This window comes from Ureibacillus sp. FSL K6-8385 (assembly GCF_038593155.1).
In the GTDB taxonomy this organism is placed as follows: domain Bacteria; phylum Bacillota; class Bacilli; order Bacillales_A; family Planococcaceae; genus Ureibacillus; species Ureibacillus terrenus.
Genome location: NZ_CP151968.1, coordinates 2,106,156 through 2,123,439 on the forward strand (window position 1 = coordinate 2,106,156; position 17,284 = coordinate 2,123,439).

10 protein-coding genes are annotated in these 17,284 nt (G+C 37.8%); all 10 read right to left on the reverse strand.

Annotated elements, in window-relative coordinates:
- Positions 1-12: 12 nt before the first annotated feature.
- The 10 genes from NST62_RS10445 to NST62_RS10490 all read right to left on the reverse strand — a co-directional run bounded on the left by NST62_RS10445 (position 13) and on the right by NST62_RS10490 (position 17,278).
- Complete coding sequence (locus NST62_RS10445; RefSeq protein ID WP_342462865.1) at positions 13-1,995, reverse strand: C-terminal helicase domain-containing protein; 1,983 nt, start codon at positions 1,993-1,995, stop codon at positions 13-15.
- Positions 1,996-2,122: 127 nt separating this feature from the next.
- Entirely contained in the window at positions 2,123-2,446 is a 324-nt protein-coding gene (locus tag NST62_RS10450; RefSeq protein WP_342462866.1) for a hypothetical protein, read from the reverse strand.
- A gap of 54 nt (positions 2,447-2,500) precedes the next feature.
- The gene (locus tag NST62_RS10455; RefSeq protein ID WP_342462867.1) at positions 2,501-3,202 is read right to left on the reverse strand and encodes an SNF2-related protein; all 702 of its coding nucleotides are present in this window, start codon (positions 3,200-3,202) and stop codon (positions 2,501-2,503) included.
- A 91-nt stretch (positions 3,203-3,293) separates the two neighbouring features.
- Positions 3,294-5,846 carry a BREX-1 system phosphatase PglZ type A gene (gene pglZ, locus NST62_RS10460; protein WP_342462868.1) on the reverse strand — a complete coding sequence of 851 codons (2,553 nt, stop codon included), beginning with the start codon at positions 5,844-5,846 and terminating at the stop codon, positions 3,294-3,296.
- Between the two features lie 106 nt (positions 5,847-5,952).
- Positions 5,953-9,396 (reverse strand): BREX-1 system adenine-specific DNA-methyltransferase PglX, encoded by a 3,444-nt coding sequence (pglX, locus tag NST62_RS10465; protein WP_342462869.1) that lies wholly within the window; start codon positions 9,394-9,396, stop codon positions 5,953-5,955.
- A 16-nt stretch (positions 9,397-9,412) separates the two neighbouring features.
- Positions 9,413-12,964 (reverse strand): BREX system P-loop protein BrxC, encoded by a 3,552-nt coding sequence (brxC, locus tag NST62_RS10470; RefSeq protein WP_342462870.1) that lies wholly within the window; start codon positions 12,962-12,964, stop codon positions 9,413-9,415.
- 20 nt (positions 12,965-12,984) lie between these two features.
- Positions 12,985-13,524 carry a DUF1788 domain-containing protein gene (locus NST62_RS10475; protein ID WP_342462871.1) on the reverse strand — a complete coding sequence of 180 codons (540 nt, stop codon included), beginning with the start codon at positions 13,522-13,524 and terminating at the stop codon, positions 12,985-12,987.
- A 15-nt stretch (positions 13,525-13,539) separates the two neighbouring features.
- Positions 13,540-14,139, reverse strand: coding sequence for a DUF1819 family protein (locus tag NST62_RS10480; protein WP_342462872.1), 600 nt, complete (start codon positions 14,137-14,139; stop codon positions 13,540-13,542).
- 13 nt (positions 14,140-14,152) lie between these two features.
- A complete protein-coding gene (gene helD, locus NST62_RS10485) occupies positions 14,153-16,615 on the reverse strand; it encodes an RNA polymerase recycling motor HelD (protein ID WP_342462873.1) in 2,463 nt (820 codons plus the stop codon).
- A 330-nt stretch (positions 16,616-16,945) separates the two neighbouring features.
- Positions 16,946-17,278 (reverse strand): nucleotide pyrophosphohydrolase, encoded by a 333-nt coding sequence (locus tag NST62_RS10490; RefSeq protein WP_342462874.1) that lies wholly within the window; start codon positions 17,276-17,278, stop codon positions 16,946-16,948.
- Positions 17,279-17,284: the final 6 nt, after the last annotated feature.

Below are 17,284 nucleotides of genomic sequence, written 5' to 3' on the forward strand. Positions count from 1 at the left end.
CAATATTTGTATTTAAATGAGAATTAATCGTTCATTTATTACTTCTCCATTTCGGACGAAATACATATACACACTTCCTTGAAGCTCTGCTAAATCTTCCAGATGGGACTCTGGTAATGTCATTTTCAGGTTATCTGTTAAAATAATGAATCGCGGATTTCCATGTTCATCCTCGCTCATAAAGTCAACTAGAGATAAAGAAGAATACATTTTTACATGGTTACGACCGTTCGCTTGTTCATAACGTTCGACTGCTTCTTTATAATCAACGGAAAGAAGGCGGTACGATGTTTTATCGTCAGGTAATAACGTGAATGAAGCAATTTTTTTCGGCGGAATGATATTTATATTTCGTTCTCGTTCGATTTCCTCTAAACGGGCTTGGCGGCGTTCTTCAATATCCACTAATTTTGCTTTCATCTGATTGATTAGTGCTGAATTCCGATTTGCATCGTTCTCTCGGCGATATTTTTCCAGTCTAAATACCGTTTCTTGATATTGATGGTCAAAAGCACGGCGAAGGAACTGTATTTTTTTATTTAATTGCGCTTCATTAGATATAACGAACTCTTCCCGTTTTTGCATCACTTTGTTGAGAGCATGGGTAAGCAATGATGATTCATTTTGTTCAATAGGACGCAATGATACTAGCTCCAATGAATAACCATAAAGCCAGTAAGAGTCGATTTCTATGATTTCTCCGTTTTTCCGTCTCGCAAAGTAGACAATATCCCGGAATAATTCCCTTCCTGTGCCATCTGTCAAACCAATTTCGTAGGCTTCTGCCATTAATGCTTCACGAATTGGGATTTTCGCTTCAAAAAATGGCAGCACCAACCCTTCGATTTCCTCTTTCATTAATTGCAATGATACAGCAAATAACGGATGGTCATTTTTCATCAATGCAACTTCTTCATTTGCATATTTAGCTATATCGGTAAAACGGTACGATTCTTCTTTTCCTTTTAAGCTAATATGGTGTTTTCTCGCAAATTCCCGAATAAATTTTGGCATACGATCAATGCGAAAAACATGGTTGTTTTGAGAAGGATATACCTTTACACGATGACGGCTTAACGTATTGATCGCAAATTGCGCATAAGCGCGCGCAGGGATTTTTTGCACAGCGAGATCATACTGTTCCCTCTTCATTCCCGGTAAATCGATCGTTTCTACTGCAAGACGTTCTTCTTTTGCTATTTTTAATAGATCCGCATATTCTTCCGCCAACACTTCGTCAATGCTTTTCTTTATATCTTCCAATCGTTCTCTTTGAAGAATCGCTTGCTGCATTAATGTTGGCAAATCTGCCACTTTATCTTCCAATCGATCACCGATAAAGTCGTATACTAAATCATGACCTAAATCTTTTCGCATCTGTTCCATTTTTGTCATTAACGTCAATAAAACGTCCCCTTCTCGTGTATTGCCAGCCACTAAGTTAAATACAAATACTTCGTTTCTCTGCCCAATACGATGAATTCTTCCCATTCGTTGCTCCAGCTTATTTGGGTTCCAAGGAATATCATAGTTAATCATTTGATTGCAAAATTGCAAATTAATCGATTCGCCTCCAGCATCCGTTGCCAGCATAATTGGACATTCATGTTTGAATTTTTCCACTTGTTTCTGTCGTTCTTCCATCGAAAATTTTCCAATAATCTTTGCGACTTCCACTCCATGCGCTCGTAGTTTCTTTTCTAAATAATGCAACGTATCCGTCGATTCAGTGAAAATGAGAATCTTTTCCCCTTTTTGCAACAACCCCTCTACACCAAATAAAGTCTTTTCTAACTCCATCCATTTACGTTCTACACCATGTTCGCGAAGATAGCTTGAGTAATCTATTAATTTTTTTAGCTCCTCTATTTCTAACTCTAATTCTGCTAGATCAATGGCATCCACACACGTCTCGCTATTCATTTCGAAAATTTCTTGCTCCTCTAACGTTGCCTCTTCATACTCATCGACAAGTATTTCTTTCGATGGAATCATTTGTTTTTGCTTCGCTTCCTCCAGCAAATTCATCAATCGATGATAACGGCGTTCCAACGAAAAATGAATCGCTTCAATTGAAGAACTTAATCGCCTTTGCAATAGCATCATCGCAAATGCCGTACTATTATTTCCCCCGATTGATGGCGCGATTAAAATGTTCTTTGACATATTGAGTCACCGCTTCATACAGTTTTAATTCTTGTTCTGATAAATGATATGTAATCGTTTTTGTTGTCCGCTTTGGAAATAAAGGAGATCCATCAAAATACTTTAAATGTTCTTTTAGTCGGCGAATAATAAACGGATTTGTTTTATCACGCAACGTTTCTTTTATACCGATGGAAGAAAAAATATCAGGGTCAATAAGCCGCATTAAATGACGAAAATTTTCGACATCTCCTTTATGAGGAGTAGCCGTTAACAACAAACAATGATCGCTATGCCGCAAGATGATTTCTCCAAGTTGATACAGTTTTGTGCGTTTTGTTTTCTTTTTCTTTACTCATGATGTATATGCCGCCATTTTATGCGCTTCATCGACAATCACAAGATCAAAATCCGCCTCGATGACAAGATCTCTGACATCATCTCGCGCAGCCCAATAAAGAGAAGTAATGACACAATCATTTTCGACAAACGGATTTTTTCCGCTGTACTCGTTTAATGTCGAACGGGTAACAATAAGGAAATCTTCATTAAACTTTTCTTTTAGTTCTTGCTGCCATTGTTTCAATACTAGCGGCGGAACGAGTATTAAAATTCGATTGGCGCTTTGTCTCGCCTTTAATTCTTGAATTAACATCCCTGCCATAATCGTCTTTCCCGCACCTGGATCATCCGCCAGTAAAAACCGCACCGAAGGCACGCGAAGCATTCTTCCATACACCGCTTCAATTTGATGTGGCAAAGGGATCAGATGCTGATTCCCTAATGCGCGCGTTTTTGAAAATCTTTTATCGACAACGAATTCAAAGTAACGTAAATAGTCTTGCAATTCTTCCGAAGAATATGTTTTTTTATTTGATGTATTGATAATTTCAATATTGGTTAATTGTTCAGGGAGAATAATGACTTGGTAATACTTGCTCGTATTCTTCCCATAAGCCTCCACTTGATAAAATTGATTTTGAATCATCGTACAATTTTTTATTTCTACTACTTCCGGCCATAAAGGTCCTTTGACAATATCCCCAACTTGTATCATATTGCTCCCCCTACGTTTGCTCCATTTCTCCTTTATTATAGCAAAATAAAGCAGCCTTTCTGGGTATATGTGACCAGAAAGGCTTACTTGATCATTCAATACTATACAGCTTCAACTCGAATTCCTCTTCGGCATACAGCTCTGTGGTACGTCCTGATACGTCCTCTAAGCGTAAAACACATATTTCTCCCATTCGATACCGGTCTTCTAAAAGATGAAACACCACTTCTATTTGCCGTTCTGAAACTTCTCCAGTGGAATCAAAAGTAATCGTTATCTCATTCGAAATTCGCTCGTTATTGCGGTAAAACGCTGCCCGCAACGTTCGCGGTTGCCGCTCAGATGAGACTTTTTCCTCTTGGAAAAACGGAACGATAAATCGGTAACTCGTAATGACTTTTTGAATCGAAGCAACCCGCACGTTTACCCGTTCCACCTCAGATTTACGAGCTTTTCCTTTTATTTGCCGGTATTCGATTAACGGAATAATGCTTTCTTGCGGCATTGCACCGCCATGAACAAACCGCAATCCGCCACCGGCAGTAAAACGATTCAGCCCCTTTGCAATGACCGCTTCACAATCCACACCTAAATAATCGAGAGAAACTTTGATCGCGCCAACAGGGACCGTTAAGTTTTTCCCAATCGCAAAGCGACGATTCCCGTCATAAATTTCTCCCTTTAAACTTTCTGCTTTCTGAAATTGCTCGACTTGGGAAGTTTGATATAAAAAGCCGTGATCACTTGTTAGAAATATACGAACAGCTTCATACGTACCTGTTAATTTGCGAACGGCTGCTTTTATCCGTTCTAACGCATTTTCGACTGCTTCATACGTATATGCTTCCGTTTTGCTCGAATCGCCAATCGCGTCAATGGCATCATGATACAAATAGACAACGCGCTTGCCGCGAATATACTCTTGTCCTTCGTCTTTAGTTAATTGAATGAAGTCCTCCATTTTTAAAGCGATGGAATCCACTTCATGCATTTGTAAAATGTTATTCCGGTTTTGCAAGCCTTTCGTAGAAAGATCATTTACATAAATCGTGCCATCTTCTTTTATCCCTGTAATCTTTCCTGGAAGCAATGCCGCCATTCCTAATTGCGTATAAGTAGGAAGCGTTGCCTGCATCGGAATGATTTTCACTTCTGTGTTTAAACGCTGTTGAAACTCTTCTAACAATTCCATCCCTATTTCATAACGAAGCGCATCGGAAATAATGACAAAAATACGCTCCCGTGTCGCCTCTAACAATGGCCGTATAAAATGTTGATAAAAATTTTTTTGCTGCATGACATTTGGAATGTTCCATTGTTTGCTCAGTCTTGTTTCCAACATATGATCTGTATATGCCGCTAACGTCATTAAATATTTATTCTCATACCAAAATGTTACTCTTTCTATTAATTGTTCGTAACGTTCCAAATTCGTTCCTTTTCTATACAGAAGATAAATATGGCGATAAAGTTGGTCGATACGATAATACTTTTCTGTATACAACGAAAACCATTCTTGTTCGTTTTTCGGTGCTTCATCTCGTTCAAAAATGATTTTCCATTCATAAAAATCAAGTATTTTCTCCAACAACTCATACTCTTGGGCAAAATGCGCCTGATACCAATAACCTTTCCTTCGTTCCGCCAAAATACTTTTCCATTCGTTCACAAGAACCGTTTCATTTAATAATAATTCATGCAAAGCATCAAGCACTTTTCGTTCGATAATCGGAAACGTAAAACAACGAATGAATGCTTGATACGTATGCGATTCTATTAATTGCAACACATTCCACTTTTGTTCCAGTTCCAACAAAATCATTTCTAATATTTCACGTTCGTCCGATTTCAACCAATCATCAATAAATACTTTACAAATATTTGGAACGCTACAAGGATAATGAACATGCAATACACCTTCATCGATATTGGAAGCAACATGCTGATAAACAATTGTTTCGATAATATGAGATAGACGGTGTTCTTCTTTCGGTGAAACGCCAAAGTAATCTTCGATCAACTCGAAAAACAGATTGACATCTAAATATTTGCTCATTTGCATGAGTGCTTCATTATCATCTGATATCCCGCCTTTTTTTGCGACAACGCTTTTCAATAACTCCTGTGGATGGATGCTTTTTGCATCACATAATACAGCCATCATCGTTTGCTTTACATCATTGGCATTTGGGTTATTTGGAAGCAGCTTTTTAAATTTGGCAACTCGTTGCTTGTTTTTAAAAAACGCCCAATGCTCCTCTATAAACGGTCGAATCGCTAAATGATCGATGCGAAGTTCTTTCATCATAATCGCGATTTCATCTGCTTGAAATTCTCCGTATTTGCCGCTGTAAAGAAGGATATCTAATAAAAAGTTATCCTCATCTTTCGGTTTGGCAAATGGAGCGTATATTAAATACGAACTTTCCGTGTCCTCGAGTTCCAACAATACTTTTGTTTGGAACGCATTGTGATCGTTTAATTTCCAAACTTTGATTCCCTTTTCATTCAGCGCTCGTTCAATTTCTACTAAATCGCGATCCTCACTTTGCGCATCATACCAAAAAACAATAGCACGATCCGCGCCAATATTTTCCGTAAGCTGTTTTTCGAATAGTTGCAGCAACTCTTGAACAATATCCATATCTTACACCAACTCTCAATGTATTTCTTTTCCCTATTTTAAAGAAAGACAACCCAATGGCAAGTGAAAAATGGATAGGGGGCTTTCCCTATCCATTTTGCAGTGGTTATCTTATTTTCGCAAGGATCGTTTTTAATTTCTGGTAGTTCACAACCACTCCGTCATCTAAATCTAAGGCAATGCGTTGGTTGGCAAGTTCCGCTAATTTTTTATCGAATTCAACGAGCTCTTCCTGCTGGGCTCCAATTTGTTTCAATTGCTTCTCATAACGCTTCTTCATCGCAGAAGATAGATCCGGATTGATAAGGTCTTGCTCGAGACGTTTTTGCTCTTGACGAAGTTTTTCTTGTAAGTTTTGTACGTACGTAAAGCGCATTGTTGCTAGTGTTTCTGGCGTGTAACGGTGTAAGTAGAATAATGCGCGGAATGCTTTTTTCGGCCCTGATTCCGCCATCCAATAAATCGGACGCTTTTGATAAATCTTGCAATGGTCTGCATAAAACTCATCAAAGAAATAACGACGCAAACGTTCTGTCGGTGTTTCGCTGTTTTTCATCGTTAATGACTCCGCTAACCAACGAAGATTTTCCGCTAACGTATCTTCGCCGAACATAATGATTAATAGCTCTTGCAAGCGGCTGATGACATCATCTTCAAAATAAGCCGTTTCCGTCAATGGAATGATGCCATCTTTATCAGGCTGGAATGTTTTATACTTCGAAGCGTCCCACTCACCACCTGCATACGCAAGGCCTTCGACGTCTAACGAATAACGCCCCATCATCAAACCAACGCAGTAAGACAAGAATGACTTCGCATCACGAACGCGATCCGCGCGGCGAACGGTTACTTCCTCATCCGGCACTTCTGGTGTTAGTTCATCCTGTAAACCGTACAATTCAATAAAAATACGATTCAGTTCTTCCTCATTTTTCTGCAGTTGACGGAACCGTTTTTCCGTATGGTCTACCCAGTTGACATAGCACTCCTCTAACGTCTTTGCGTTTCCGCGGTATGTGAGGAATGGATGCTTTTTGAAATCCCATGAGATTTCGAAGGAGTCCCAATCTTCCTTCGCATTTTGTATACACGATACTACAATCTCATCTATTTTAGTATTATTAATTATATTTTTGTGGAATGGTAATAAAGATATATTACCTGATTGAAAAGTTAAAGTAGGATTAATATAGGTTGCAAAAGCTTGTGCTACATTACTATTTAAAAACGCTAGCATTTTTAAAGTTATTTCTTTATCAGGGAAACAAACACCCGAAGCGCTTTCAAAGAAAAAACCCTCATTCATAACTCTGAAAGACGGCTTATTTGTTGTGATACGGGACCAGCTTATTCCACTTCTAAACAAATAATTTTCATTTCGGATAGTAGCTCTTCCTGTACTTTTAATGTCTTCTCCTTTGTTAAGCCAGTTTATAACATATATTTGATTACCGTACCATTTTCTATAACTGCCACCTTTTAAACAAGGTTTCCATTTCCTCCTAAAAGAGGATATTTCAATTTCATGCCAAAGTCTTAAAAACTTTTGGTTATCTCCTATTGTAGATCCTTGTTTAAATTGCGCAAAATCACTAACTTGTGGATTACTTTTAAAAATATTACTAATGGTAGTACTCATCCAATACGTAATTGGTGATCCAGCTATAGCGTTAAATTGATTTTGATTAACAATATATCTATTCTTAATATTAAAAAACATTTGCTTTTTTTCCTTAGAGCCATAACTTGTTAACCTAATAAATGTTGTTTTATACGAAGGAAGGGATCTATTTCTAATTACAAAACTTGTACTTTGGACAACTTCTCCTCCAATTTCTTCAAAAGTTCTGGGTCCTAAATGTACCATTGACTGAATTGATATATTAGACAATAATTTTTTACGTATATTTTCATAGATACCTAAAAACATCCAAGATTGTTGATTTATTTCCGCATGAAAACCATTTACTTTAGTAAAACGACTACATCTTTCCATAAAAACTGCAAAAAGATCTGCCTTTGAGTCACTATAATTCTTTTTCACATAGTCACTCAATTTGGTGTTTATTCCTTTTGCACCCATATACGGCGGATTTGTCACTACCACATCGTACTGGGATGCTAACAATTTAGCTTGTTTTATTAGTTGCTTAATCTTGTCTAGTTGCTCATACACTTCAAATGTTTCAAGTGTATGCTCCCCTGATTGCTGTAACTGTTCAATTTTCCGTAAGTATTTATCGAAATCTACTTTTTCCGGTTGTAAAATGGAACCGTAGTTTTTCGCATCGATAAATGTTTGTAACAGTCTTTTGATTTCTGCTACTTCTGTTTCGCTTTCTCCAATTAATTCTGCTGCTTGATCAATGAGAATATCATTCGATTCTTGGATTGAAATGACGTTCAATACAGGCGGATGGCGAAATACTTTTTTCGTTTTCTCCCTCGCTTTCATCATTAACGCAAACGCCGCCAACTGTGCCGCGCGATCGTCAATATCGATTCCGTATAAGTTTTTCTCTAAAATAAGAAACGGAATTTCACGTGCAGGATAGCCACGTTCTTCATATATTTTGTATAGCAAGTCAAAGGCATAGACAAGAATATGACCAGAACCGCACGCAGGGTCTAATACAGTAATATCTTCTGGCAAAAGATTTGGGTTACGTAGTTCTTCTAATTTTGCTTGCACCTCTGGTTCTTGTTCCGCTGGCTCTACGTAATATTTCATTTCCTCCTTTAAGTTGGACTCAGGATGAGACTCGAGCCACATATGACCAAGTGAGTTTTCTACCATATAGCGGACAATCCAATGAGGTGTAAACATCTGTGTTGCGGCTGGGATGTTTTCTTTCGTGATCTTTTTGTTTTTCTTTAACCCTGCAAATACTTCATCTTTTTTCTCTGAAATATAATATTGATACAACCAGCCAATGACTTCTACATGTTCGAAGTTTTCGTCTTCTAATTCTTTGCCTAGTTTGTTAATCAGCGAATCCGCATGAAGCAACGACTCTGGCAATAGTAGTTCTGTATAGTCTGCTAACTTTTCAAATAAGAACGGCATGATTTCATGCAATTCATTACATTGGGCGATTAATAATTTCCGATACGCTTCTTCCCGCTTTCCTTGTTGTAAAAGAGATGCAATCTCTTCTTTATCTACTGGCAAGTCCGTATATTGGTAATCGGTTAAAATATCCGGATCCACTTTTCCTTTCGTTTCGCTTGATAAAACGCGAATTTTTGACGACAAATAGTTATGCACTTCCATATAGCGAATCGCGATTAAGCGGTTAAACCATGTGTACGCGACTTCTTCAATCACTTGGTCATAGCCTTTTGTTTCAATTTCTTTTAACAGCTTTTGTAGACCGTTTTTATAAGATAACGGCAGTTTTTGGCCGTTGATTTCGACATAATCAGCACCTGTTACAAGCACAGGAGAGCCTTCAGGAGTAATCCCAAAGGCTTGTGCTCGTAAGGCAATTTGATTGCGAAGTTCGTTGCGTGCATAAACAGCAAATTCTTTTAACGCTCGTTTGTGCATTGTCTCCTGACTCCTTCTACTTTTTAATGACGACAACTTTTCCATTCTGAATTTCTTTTAGCAGTTCCCGTTTCATTTTTTCTAATAAACGATCCACGTCATCTTCAGTACGAATTTCGACTTGACCGGACGGAATCATGACTTGGATGAATCGCGATATTGGCACTTCCACTGGACAATCATCGCCGTCACTCGTTTCCGACTGATATTGTACATACAGTTCATACACTTTTTCTTCCAATCGGCGAAAATCGTTTGTCGCCATTTGTGTGTAGGAGTAGACACGGGAAATGCTGTCCATATCTTTCAGCTGTTCAATACGTACTTGCAACTCTTCTAATTCATTTTGAACAATAGCTTTAATCTCTTCTATATCATATCGCTCTTTAAGATCTTCCATCTTGCGGCGAATTTCTTCCATTTGTTCAAGCTGAGCGCCCAGTTCTTTCTTTACAAAATTCGTAAGTTCTGTTCTTAATTTTTCGTTTAAGATTGGTAGATTAGGAATTTCTCGATAAGGATGATCCATTGTCAAGATGGAAACAATTTGATTTTTAATTTTTTGTACTTCCGTTTGATTTTTTGCGATATCCAGATCATCCGCACGCTCTTTTAATAGACGGACACTTTCATCAAAATAGCGAATGGCTGTTTTTTTATAGAATGAAGATAAAGTTTGTATATCCTCGAGCCATTCCTCCAAGTCTTCATCTAACTCAATGAATTCCTCAACAAGATTCTCGCTCTTGGAATAAGACAACAATTCTTCAATGCTATTCTTTAATTTGGCGAGCTGAATGCCGCCTGGATATGGATATTGCGGATCTTCATATTCTTTTATTTTCAGCATCTCTGTTATTGGTTCTAAGAAATGTTTTTGCATTTGCATGCGAATGTTCTTCGCAATTTCATCATACGTTTCGCCAACATCGTAGAAGTTAAATAACTCCCTCATCATTTCTACGACGATTTTACGTTTGTGGCTTGGAATGGCGATTTGAGCCTCAATCATTACTTTTTCGCGTTCCGACGCTTTTGTAATCCGAGAAATAAACTGTGGATGACTCGTGTCAAAACTTTCTCCTAAATACGTTAATTTTATTTTTCCATCATGCATTAAAGCAGCTACTAATCCAGCAATATCGTTTTCGCTCCAGCCGTAAGGCGCGCTTTTAAATTTTTCTACAAGCAATTTCATCGTCACCATTTGCCGGTTGCGGCTTTGTTCAAGGAAACGAAACACCATGTCGTACGCAAGATGGTTGGCAAACGTTCCGTCTAATTTCGCTGGAAGACCTTTTGTTGCCCATTCATAAATCGTATCGTTCGCGTTTTTGACAGGAACCGGCTCTTCCATATAGCTTAAGTAGCTGTACGTATTACGGACAAGAATTTCAAAAGCGCTTTGCAGCTGATTTTCTAAACTGCCGTTAAAACGGTACTCTTGTCCTTGAACATAGTAAGTCGCATACAACGCCGCTTCGGCTAGCGCTTCTTTTGCTTTCTTTTCAAATTCGGTGATTTGTTGGCGTTTTTCATCCAGTATTTTACGTTGTCTTTCCGTTAAGCTCGTTGAAATTTTTTTATTTGCATAGGATCGGATTTTAAGCGCGTATTCCATCGGTTCAAAAAACTTTTCGGTAAATTCTTGTGGAATATGCATGACTAAAATGCCTGAGTTTGCCTCGGCTCGCGCTTGTTCTTCCGTGACATCTCCCGTGTACACTTGAAGGGTTAGTTCATTCGTTCGCCCACCGCGAGTGTACGTATCAAATATTTTATTGAATTCAAAGTCATGTGTTTTTTGATAACGATATGATTTCATTTGCACGATATCTTCGAAAAATATTTTGCCCAACTCATCAATGACATTTGCTTCGTTAATATGTTCGTGTTCAATCTCGCGATTCATCTCTTGTTCGTCATCGCTTAAGAACACGAACGTTTTATCCGCATTTTCCGCAATTAACATGTTTCGGCGAAGACGGTTTAACGAACGGCGAACTTCTTTTTCTAAATCATTTTTTATGCAGTCTACACTGTCGACAAGCAAAGTGGTAATATTTTCTACCGTTGCTTTAATCTGCTCGATCCCCTTGATCATAAATAACACTTTTAACACTTCAACGTCAAACTCTGTGATGCCTTCGCGTTTCGCTGCCGATGCGATCGTCGCCGAAACAGAGGTGCTTAAAAATCGTTTAACCGTTTCATAAAATTGGGAAAAACGGGCCAATTGGTTTGTATCTTGGTCTTTTAATTGCAACGCAACTTCCTGGAAGGCGTTTAATAAGGAGCGTTCTCCGTGCGCTAAATGAGCCCCCGCCTCCCCTTGGCGGCGTACTTTATCAAAAACCCGTTGCAACAATTCGACTTGATATGGGACGAACGGATAAATCGCCGCATATTCTTCTTCATTTTTGAATCCGCTTTGAAGCACGCACGTATCTTTTTCAAACGTTAACGTATTGTTTAAACTTTGTCCGATTTGCTCAAATTCAATTTTCAAATGATCGGCAGCTGCCGGACTTTTTTCTAATAGACGGCGTTTAATGACTTCATCCGTATTAGAGCTCGTCAAGTGAATACGTGTTGCGAAACGGCCTTGAATTTTAGAAAAATTGTCAGCGCCTTTAATTTTTGTTACTGCATCGATTTGTTCTTGAGAAGTAACAATCACCCACACTTTTCCTTGGCAATAGTTTCCTAAATCTTCGACAACGGTTTGTAGATTTAACATAAGGTTCGGATCATCACCAATATACTGACCGATTTCGTCGACAAGGAACGTAAGGCGGTAGTTGTCTCCTTTTTCTTTGACGTGTTTTGCAACAATTTTCGCGAATTCCTCAGAACTGATTTCAAACGTTTTCTTAGCCGCGTCCAAGAAGCCTGCCGACGTTTCTTCGTCATACCCTAATCTAGCTAACGCCTGAATAAACGATTTGCGTTTTAATAAAACCCGCGCCCGTTCTTCCTTCCATGGTTTCCCTTCTATTTCTTCAAAATGTCTTACGAATTCCTCATATACTCCTTCGTCTGCCAATTGCCGCTCGATATGGGCAATCCAAAGCGTTGGAGAGTATCCTAAATATTGGTTAAATACTTTTAAAAATACTTCTACAATAGTTGCTTTATCTTTTTTGCCGCCCGCTGATTTGGAATCAACGTTAAATAAAATCGCATGGCTATCAAACGTAGCGGATCGCTGCATCATTTCTAATAATTTTTGGTCATCTGTTTTTTCTGCAAAGAAATCAACCGCTCGTTTGCCATATACGGTTTCGTTGTTAAGCAAATAAGATAAGATTTTTAGAAAATGAGATTTACCTGAACCAAAAAAGCCGGAAATCCATACCCCTATTTTTGTCGTCGGATGGTCAAAACTATAAGTGTAGTTTTCAAAGAAATACTTCATATTTTCGCTGATTTCTTTCGTCATAACATATTCTTCTAATTCGCTGTGAACCACTTTTTCGTCGTATTGTCCCGCTTGCACTACCCCATTAATTTCACGGTCAATCGGCTTTTTAAACAGTTCCTGAATAGTAAATGTGTTTTGTAACACTGCGAACCCTCCTCTGTCCATTAGATAGAAAATGCCCGATAATATCCATTGGATTCGAAACGATTAAATAGGCTCAGACCTTGCCCTGTATATGTTCCCGGATAAAAAATAACGATTGGCACGTTGGTTACTTTCGGATGCAATTGATTTAGCAATTCATGAGCCCGTACTAATGGAAATACACTCCCAATCCCGGTGATAAAAATGATTTGTGCTTGTTCTGCCGCTTTGGCAATTTTATCTACGAGCTCCTCTTCTTCGATCGTTGGCCGCAAAGCGTCAAACAAAGCTTCCGTTCCTTGTTCTTCCTCAAATTGTTTTAACCCTTCTAATCCAATATCGTCAAATAGTTCAATAACCATTTTCAATAAATTGAGCACTTTAATGTTTAAATGAGTTCGATTCATAAAATATCGGATCGATTGACGAACAATTAACTCATGTTCCGGTTCGTAATCAAAAATGAAATACGGTACTTCATTTCCTAATCCTCTCATCTGCAAAAATTCATCTTTTTGAATCTCTTCAAAAAACCGATCTAATTTTTTTTGAATCTCCACTGCAAACCTCCTATATTATTCGTTTAATGTTAAGATGAGTAAATCGCGATAGTTTGGATTTCGTTCGACGTAATCACGCAACTCTCTGCTTAATGGAATCGGTTTGATTTCGTATTCGTTTCCATTTTTCTTAAGCAATTCGGCATCTACTATTATTTTTAACATCACTTGCTTTAGTTTATATTTTGTTTTATCGGTCCAGTTTCTCACTTGTTCATATTGCTGTTCCTTTTCTTCAAAAAACGTGCGAATATTACCATCTGTTACCGTTAACTTAAATTTTTTTATATTATAATGAATCACTTCTAAAACAAAATCACGAGGAAACGAAAAACGTTTTAAAAATGCATATAACAGGAGCGCGTTTTGGTCGGAACGTGCTCCATGTATTAGAAAAAACTTTAGCTGCTGATCAAGGACTTCGGCTCGCCGATAAACGCGAGGAAATAGATCTTTTATTGCCGCTTCGCTGCGACAATGAAGTAAATTTTCTTCAAAAACTTTTTTCTTTATTTCCTCTTTCGATAACCCTTGCAGTTGTAAATGAACAATGATTTTCATTTCATTTCTATAAAGGTGTTCCGCTGTAAACCCACCGGAATATTTTTTCAACACTACATCCCAACCTTTACGATTTTTCGTCTAATTGTTTTCGCATTTCCGCCCAGCGGCGCCAAACTTTTAACCAAGCATGGAAATCGTAATATCGTTCGCGGTCATCTTCAAACGCTTCTTCAACAAACTCTTCTTCTTCGTCATCAAATAATCGAATCATATCTTCCTTTTTCACACGTTTTACTGTTTCCACTCGTGGTTCCACATATGGATCGTTTATATCCGTAATTAACCAGTCGGCAAACGATTTACGTGGTTTTGGCGGCGCGCTAGGGTCTCGTTCTTCCAATAGCGGCGATATATTTCCACGGTAAAATAGATGTAAGTCGTGATGAGCGCGAGTAATAGACATATACAACATCTTCGCATGTTGCGTTTCATCTTTAAATGTCTTGTCACTAACATCTTCGATAATCACCGCATCAAACTCAAGTCCTTTGACTAAATACGAAGGAATAATGACGATTTTCTCTTTCAGCGCTTGGTGTCCCTCCGTAATCACTTCCATTTGCGTAATTTGACGTCTCATTAACTGGTCATACGTATCAATGGCTCCTTGTTTGGACGCTGTTAAAATCGCAATTTTTTTATAACCCTTTTCTTCAAATAATCGTATCGAATTTACTATTTCATCATAAAGTTCACCGATGCTTTCAACTTTCTTAATCGTAGGAACGGCCCCCGGACGGTTTACAGGAATGACAAGCGGAAAATCATAATTGCTATTTAATAACACCCTGTTGGCCAAATCCATAATTTGTTTTGTCGAACGGTAGCTTGTCTGCAAGTGAAGTCTTTTAAACTCTTTTTCTTTAAAAACATACGATTCTATTTCTTCCCAACGGTTAAGTCCATAGAAAGAAAAGATTCCTTGTGCAATATCGCCTAAAATCGTCATCGATTTCGCATAATCTTTCATAATCGCAAGTTGAAATGGGCTATAATCTTGTGCTTCATCAATAACAATGTGTTCGTACTGCAGTTTTTTGCCATTGATTTTCGCATCTAAATAAATGAGCGGGGCAATATCTTCGTACATAAAATGTTCCTGTTTAATTTGTCTTCCGTTTTTCAATAAAAGACTTAGCAATTCTTCATCGATATCCGGATGAAATTTCTCAAATACTTTTTTCTGGAACACCGATTTATACATTAACAACGCAGGGATATTTTCCATCTTTTTCACGATAAGCGAAATTTCATGCTGCATTTTTTCTTGAAAGATCTTCATACGCAATTGTTTTGCTTTTTCTAATGCTTCATATACCGCTTTTCTTTCTTCTCCTTCTGGAAGCGTTACAACCCATTTCCGATACGCTTCCTCAAATTCGTCTTCAATTTGTTGTTTGCGAATGTTGATTTGTTCATTGCTCCAATTTAAGATAAACTCTTTTACTTCTTTCATGCGTACATTGAGAGGCAAATGTTCTTTTGCATGATAAAGTTGATGAATTTCTTCCTTGGAAAGAATAACCCCGCTTTCAATAACGATGTCGCCATGCGGGATCATCGTATTGCCAATATACTCAACAAAGTCATCTAGAAGCTTTTTAAATCGAAGCGATCCTTTATATTTAGCAATTTTTATCAAGTCTTCTTTTTCCGTTGACCCGTATACATGTACATATTGCTCATGTAAGTCAGGAATATCATGAACATCGGTAAAATAAGTAGATGCCCAATCGTAAAATGTTCGTTGTTCAATCCCTTCAATTTCGATTTCCGGTACGATATCCTTAATATAGGATAAAAAAATCTCGTTCGGCGCTAAAATAAGAATATCTTTCGGTTTGACTTGCTCGTGATATTGATATAAAAGATATGAAATGCGATGCAGTGCAATCGTTGATTTTCCGCTTCCAGCCGCACCTTGGACGATAATCGTATCTTTCAGTGGCAGGCGGATAATTTCATCTTGTTCGGCTTGAATGCTAGCAATAATATCCCGAAGTCGGTGAGCTTCTTCGGTATTGGTCAAAATTTCTTTTAAATAATCGTCCATGTATTTGACTTTTTCGCCATTTTCATTTTCAACGATTTCCGATTTTCCAATATCGGTTACTTTAATCACTTTTCCGTTTTTAATGACGATACCGCGTTTTCCATGAATTGTTACCGGTCTGTTTTCTTTTCCGATTTGGAAAGTCTTTTGTACACCTTGGTAAGCGTTATATAATCTTCCTAAATCCGTCCGCCAGTCAACAACAATCAACTCTCCATCTTTTTCAATCCCTTTTTTTCCAATGTAAATGGTCTCTTTTCCAAATTCGTCTTCAAAATCTAACCGTCCAAAATATGGATTTGGCCGCATATCTTGAAGTTTTTTTACTTCTTTCTTGGCATATGCAATAAGCTGTGCTTCTACAACATCTTTTGCGGTTTTATTCATGTTTTGTTTATTTTTTTCTAACAGCTCATCAATAACACATATCGTCGCATCTAAACGTTTCTGCTCTTTCTTTATAACTTCTTGCATATATATCCCCACCGTTTTTATTTAATACACGTGCTTATGCATATACACGTATCGATCTGCTATGTAATGTTGCCGCTAACATATATTTTACTAAAATAGTAAAGAGTTTGGAGAAAAATAAATTACCAACATACTATAAAACTTCAAAACTTCTTTCCTATATCCTTTATATGCTTATGAACGTGTTGCAAAATGCATAATGCACATAAAAAATCCACCACCTTGGAAATCATATACAGTGACCAAAACCAACTCTGCCAAGGGGTGAACACGATCATGATTCCAATTGAAACAGCGAACATGCATCTAACAAACCAACCAATACTTATTTCAATATAATTCTGTATATTTCTTTTTTGACCCAAACGCTTTCTCAATTGGATATTTTTGTTCATTTTTCTTTATTTTATCGATAACAGCTTTTTCTAGGTCAATCCCTAATTCATGCGATAGCAGGAGCGCATAAATGACTACATCGGCAATTTCGTCTTTTATATTTTCCAAGTTTGTTTTTACAGCTTCTTCGCTGCTTTTCCATTGAAAATTTTCCAGCAACTCTCCTGCTTCCAGGCATAATGAAATTGCTAAGTCTTTTGGGGTGTGAAACTGTTTCCAATTGCGCGCATCGCGAAATTCAATAATTTTTTGCTGCAAGTGTTTCATGATTAC

Coding starts and splice junctions, on each gene's coding strand:
- helD (WP_342462873.1), bottom strand. CDS start 16,615: ATGCAAGAAGTTATAAAGAAAGAGCAGAAACGTTTAGATGCGACGATA.
- NST62_RS10490 (WP_342462874.1), bottom strand. CDS start 17,278: ATGAAACACTTGCAGCAAAAAATTATTGAATTTCGCGATGCGCGCAAT.
- pglX (WP_342462869.1), bottom strand. CDS start 9,396: ATGCACAAACGAGCGTTAAAAGAATTTGCTGTTTATGCACGCAACGAA.
- pglZ (WP_342462868.1), bottom strand. CDS start 5,846: ATGGATATTGTTCAAGAGTTGCTGCAACTATTCGAAAAACAGCTTACG.
- NST62_RS10445 (WP_342462865.1), bottom strand. CDS start 1,995: ATGATTCCATCGAAAGAAATACTTGTCGATGAGTATGAAGAGGCAACG.
- NST62_RS10455 (WP_342462867.1), bottom strand. CDS start 3,202: ATGATACAAGTTGGGGATATTGTCAAAGGACCTTTATGGCCGGAAGTA.